This window comes from Streptomyces sp. TP-A0874 (assembly GCF_001748085.1).
GTDB lineage: Bacteria > Actinomycetota > Actinomycetes > Streptomycetales > Streptomycetaceae > Streptomyces.
In genome coordinates, this window is the sequence record NZ_BBZK01000006.1 from 1 (window position 1) to 5,176 (window position 5,176).

At 69.0% G+C, this 5,176-nt stretch carries 5 protein-coding genes; 2 read left to right on the forward strand and 3 right to left on the reverse strand.

Annotated elements, in window-relative coordinates:
- The first annotated feature begins 56 nt into the window (after nucleotides 1-56).
- The gene (locus BGP73_RS10455; protein WP_069814024.1) at nucleotides 57-962 is read left to right on the forward strand and encodes a helix-turn-helix domain-containing protein; all 906 of its coding nucleotides are present in this window, start codon (nucleotides 57-59) and stop codon (nucleotides 960-962) included.
- Between the two features lie 81 nt (nucleotides 963-1,043).
- Here the strand turns inward: BGP73_RS10455 and BGP73_RS22865 are convergent, their stop codons facing one another.
- On the reverse strand, nucleotides 1,044-1,241 hold the full coding sequence (locus BGP73_RS22865) for a hypothetical protein (protein WP_139134551.1): 198 nt from the start codon (nucleotides 1,239-1,241) through the stop codon (nucleotides 1,044-1,046).
- Nucleotides 1,199-2,047: a hypothetical protein gene (locus BGP73_RS10460; protein ID WP_069814025.1), complete on the reverse strand. Its 849-nt coding sequence runs from the start codon at nucleotides 2,045-2,047 to the stop codon at nucleotides 1,199-1,201. Before BGP73_RS10460 ends, BGP73_RS22865 begins: the two co-directional genes overlap by 43 nt.
- Before the next feature lie 267 nt (nucleotides 2,048-2,314).
- Here BGP73_RS10460 and BGP73_RS10465 point away from each other — a divergent pair, with 267 nt between their 5' ends.
- Entirely contained in the window at nucleotides 2,315-3,973 is a 1,659-nt protein-coding gene (locus tag BGP73_RS10465) for a catalase (RefSeq protein ID WP_069814026.1), read from the forward strand.
- A 106-nt stretch (nucleotides 3,974-4,079) separates the two neighbouring features.
- On the opposite strand, the gene BGP73_RS10470 is transcribed toward BGP73_RS10465, so the two are convergent.
- The coding region (locus tag BGP73_RS10470; RefSeq protein ID WP_139134554.1) for a 3-keto-disaccharide hydrolase at nucleotides 4,080-5,176 on the reverse strand (1,097 nt) is incomplete at its 5' end.

Genomic DNA, 5,176 nt, shown 5'->3' on the forward strand with positions numbered 1-5,176 from the left:
GCACCCCCGGCAGTGGAACACTGTGCATTCAGTCGACGACCCAGGGGAGCAGACACATGACGTCAGCTCAGTCGGAACACAGCTCACCGGTGCGCCGGATGCTCGCGCTGCAGCGGGGTGGACCGACGGTCTTGCGCATCGTGCTCGGCACCCAGCTGCGGCGGCTCCGCGAGTCGCGGGGCATCTCCCGGGAGGCCGCCGGGGACGCGATCCGCGGTTCGCACGCCAAGATCAGCCGGCTGGAGCTGGGTCGCGTCGGTTTCAAGGAGCGTGACGTAGCCGACCTGCTGACGCTCTACGGGGTGCTCGAGTCCGAGGAGCGCGCGGAGTTCCTCGCGCTGGCCCAGCACGCCAACAACCCCGGCTGGTGGCAGAAGTACAGCGATGTGCTGCCGAACTGGTTCGAGACGCTCCTCGGCCTTGAGGAGGCGGCCTCGGTCATCCGGAGCTACGAGGTGCAGTTCGTCCCCGGGCTCCTCCAGACGGCCGAATACGCCCGCGAGGTGACCCGGCTCGGGCATCCGCGCGCCACCGACCAGGAGATCGAGCGCCGGGTGGAGCTCCGGATGGAGCGTCAGGCGCTGCTCTCGAAGCCGGAGCCGCCGAGACTGTGGGCAGTGGTCGACGAGGCGGCGCTCCGTCGCCCGCTCGGCGACCAGGGCGTCATGCGCGGTCAGATCGAACACCTCATCAAGGTCGCCGAGCAGCCCAACGTCACCCTGCAGGTGGCCCCGTTCCACATCGGTGGCCTGGCCGCAGCCGGCGGTCCGGTGACGATACTGCGGTTCCTGGAGCCGGATCTCCCGGACATCGTCTACCTCGAACAGCTCGCCAGCGCGCTCTACCTCGACAAGCGCGACGAGGTGGAGAACTACATGGTGGTGATGGACCGGCTCTGTGCGGTGGCGCAGCAGCCGAAGGAGTCGCTGGCGTTCCTCAAGCGGCTGCTCAACGAGGGCTGAGGCTCCGGCCGGTCTCCCGAGAGAGACCAGCTTCCGCACCCTGTCCATTCGGGACGGGGGGACGGGCCGGAGCCCGACTGCTCACCGGTTCTGCCGGGGAGCGGCCCGGTGGATCCAGTACAGGGCCACCACACCGATCAGCGGGGGCCATGCCAGCGGCAGCAGCCCGTGTACCGTCTCTCCACCCGCTGCGAGCAGCGCCGGAGCGGTGAGCAGCAGTACGGCCAGCGGACCTCTCAGGTACCACACCGCCATCTGCAGCGGTGCCGTGTTACCCATCGGCGTCTCCACACCGATGAGCGCGGAGAGCGGAAGGTCGCCCCGGTAGGCGCTGACCAGCGCCGCCGCCACCATCGCCGGCGCGCACCCCGGTAGAGCACCGCCAGCCCTGGCCACGCCCGGCCCAGCAGCGCGGCGGCAGCCCCGCCCAGAGCCGTCCCCGCGACCAGCAGGGCCACCGGAAGCAGCGCGTGCCACAGTGCCAGGGCGCCGAGGGCCGTCCAGGCCACTCCGAAGATCCGTGCGCCCTGGCGGAGCATCAGCCGCTCGTGGCGTTCGACGAGCACGCCCAACCCGGTTCCGGTGAGGGCCGTGGCGATCCCCGCCCAGGCACCCGCGAGGACCAGCGACGTCCGTGAGCCGGCCCCGTGGGCGCCGAGCAGCCAGCCCAGAGTCGCGCCTGCGACAATGCCGATCGCACCGACGAGGAGGGCGGAGGCGCGCAGCGCAGGCAGCAGCACCGGGCCACGTGGTAGCGGCGTCGGCAGTAGCCAGTGAAGGGTGGGCCCGTCCGCCAGGACCGGTCCCCGCCACACCGCGGCGCGGGCCATGAGCAGCAAAGTGAGCAACGCCAGAATGGGCGCGAACAACGGCAGGTCATTCAGCACCCGCCCCATGATCGCGCCGCCCGGCCCCTCCTCCCGCCCCAATCGGACCAGCGTCGGAAGGCCCCACCCGACGGCCAGCAGGACACCGGCGTAGAGCGTCAGCGCCCTGTTCTTCCGCCGCTCACGAAGAAACGGGCCACGGAGTTCACGGAGTCGCGCGAGCGCCTCCGGAGTCTCGGCGGGTGTCCTCAGATCCATGGGCCGTCCACCGGTACTCGCCGACCGGCCGGTCGAGTCTCTGCGCTTCGGCCGTGGCCCGGCACAGCACTGCCGCCGTCGAGGGCGTGCCATCGGGGTGCGTATGTCACACCGGCAGCACTCTGCGTCCCTGATCAGGTCAGAGCTGTTCCGTTGATCGGGTGAGGTCCGGTTCCACGCCGATACCGCCGGTGGCGTCCGGGGAACGCATTGGCCGCGCGCGGGGCGGCGCCGCCCCCATGGACGGACAGCGAGGAGCCCAGGACTGTGACGGACGTACCCAGCAAAGACGCCGGAGCGGGGGACGGCCTACCGGTGCTCACCAACCGGCAGGGCCACTTCGTGTACGACAACCAGAACCAGCGGACGGTCGGTGCACGTGGCCCGGCCACACTGGAGAACTACCAGTTCCTGGAGAAGATCAGCCACTTCGACCGGGAGCGCATCCCCGAGCGCGTGGTGCACGCCCGGGGAGTCACCGCCTACGGCTTCTTCGAGGCCTACGGGTCCTGGGGCGACGAGCCGATCAGCCGCTTCACCCGGGCCAAGCTCTTCCAGGAGCGTGGAAAGCGGACGGATGTCGCGGTCCGCTTCTCCACCGTGATCGGCGGACGCGACTCCTCGGAGGTCGCCCGGGACCCGCGCGGTTTCGCGGTGAAGTTCTACACCGAGGACGGCAACTGGGATCTGGTCGGCAACAACCTGGCGGTGTTCTTCATCCGGGACGCCATCAAGTTCCCGGACGTCATCCATGCGCTCAAGCCGGACCCGGTGACCTTCGAGCAGCAGCCGGCGCGGATCTTCGACTTCATGTCGCAGACCCCGGAGACCCTGCACATGCTGGTCAACCTGTTCAGCCCACGCGGCATCCCGGCCGACTACCGCCATATGCAGGGGTTCGGGGTCAACACCTACAAGTGGGTGAACGCCGAGGGCCGCACGGTGCTGGTGAAGTACCACTGGATGCCCAAGCAGGGTGTGCGCAGCATGACCGAGGAGGACGCGGCGAACGTCCAGGCGCAGTCGTTGGGGCACGCGACCAAGGACCTCTACGACGCCGTGCGCCGAGGGGACTTCCCCGAGTGGGAGCTTGTCGTCCAGATGATGGAGGACGAAGAGCACCCGGAGCTGGACTTCGATCCGTTGGACGACACGAAGACCTGGCCGGAGCAGGACTTCCCGGCGCTGCCGGTCGGGCGGATGGTGCTCGACCGGATGCCGGAGAACTTCTTCGCGGAGAGCGAGCAGATCTCCTTCGGCACCGGGGTGCTCGTCGACGGGCTCGACTTCTCCGACGACAAGATGCTGGTCGGCCGGACGTTCTCCTACAGTGACACCCAACGCTACCGGGTGGGCCCGAACTACCTGCAGTTGCCGGTGAACCAACCCCGGCACGGGCTGGTGCACACCAACCAGCGGGACGGGCAGATGACCTACCACATCGACGGTGGTGCGGAGAACCCGAGCGTCAACTACGAGCCGTCGATCACGGGTGGTCTGCGGGAGGCCGAGTACCCGACCCATGACGAACAGGGGCCGGAGATCCGCGGGCGGCTGACCCGCAAGCGCATCCCCCGGACCAACGACTACCAGCAGGCGGGCTACCGGTACCGGCTGATGGAGGAGTGGGAGCAGGACGATCTCGTCCTGAACTTCATCACGGCGCTCGCCCAGTGCGATCGGGCCGTCCAGGAGCGGATGGTCTGGCACTTCCTGCTCGTCGAGGACGAGCTGGGGCAGCGGGTGGCCGAGGGTCTGGGCATCGGCGTGCCCGAGGTGGCCGGTCTCGCACCGTTGCCGGACCAGAACCTCACGGACGAGGACCGTCGGCGGTTGGAGAACCTGGGCCAGAACCCGCCGCGGGACGTCGACGGGATGAAGATGACGCACTGCGTCCCCAACGAACGGCACATCGTGGAGCGGTGAGCCGCCGCCGGTTCCGTGCGGCGCGCCCGCACTCGGAGTCGCGCCGGAAGCGGTCTCCCGCTTCCGGCGCGACTCCGTGGTGGGGCTGTCTGCCCGCGGGGGCCGGTCACAGCTCCTTGATGCGGATGTTCCGGTAGGAGATCACATCGGAGGTGCTGTGTGTCTGCAGCCCGATGTGCCCGGCGGTCCGCTGCCGTCCGGCGGTCCCGGGGTCGTCGTCACGCGGCGGGTTGAACTCCAGCCCGGCGTGGTTGTCGAACCAGTTGAGCAGGGTGCCGTTCCGGTAGATGGTGATCCGCTGGTCGACGACCCGGATCTCGTAGTCGTTCCAGGTGCCCTTGGGCTCGACCTCGGCGTCGTCCAGCCCGACCTTGTCGAAACCGTAGACCGATCCGGTCTTGTACATGTCGCCGTCGGCGCTGTCGAAGACCTGGATCTCGTGGCCGTACTTGATGGCGACCCACTCCGGCCGGGACTCCTCCGGGTGGTGGTGGACGTAGGGGAACCGCACGAAGACGCCGCTGTTGGCACGGGCGTCGCCCGGCGCGTCGTCCCGGAACTGCAGGCGCAGCGAGAAGTCTCCGTACTCGTTGTCCGGCAGCCAGAGCATGCCCATGCCCTCCACGGTGCCGCTGCTGGTCATGGAGCCGTCCTCGTTCAGGCCGAAGGCTCCGCCCCCCACGTGCTCCCACCGGGCGAAGGACTTGTCGGTGCCGTCGAAGAGGGTGGTGTAGCCGCCGGTGTGGCCGGGGGTACCGATGTCGCAGACGTCGGCCGCCTGGTCGACGAGTTCCTTCTCCCGGGTGTCGATGACCCCTTCCAGCAGTAGGGCGTCGGTGACGGATTCGACGTGCCGCACGAAGTCCCGGTGCCCGTCCCAGGCCAGCTCGTCCTCGATCAGTTCGTTGACGGTGCAACCGTTCCCGGTGATGCGGTTGGGTACCCCGGTGTGGACCTCACCGACGATGACCGTCTTCCGGTTGTCCGACTCCGGGCAGTCGGGGGCGGGTTCGGCCTCGGCCACGGTGAAGGTGAGGTTGGCTGGCGGTGAGGTGTTCCCGGCCTTGTCGCTCGCCCGGTAGCGCAGCAGGTGCTCTCCGCTGCGGTTGACCTCGACCGGGTCCTCGTAGGTGAGGTAGGGCCCGCCGTTCAGCGAGTACTGGATGCGGTTGACGCCGGATTCGGTGTCGGAGGCGGACAGGG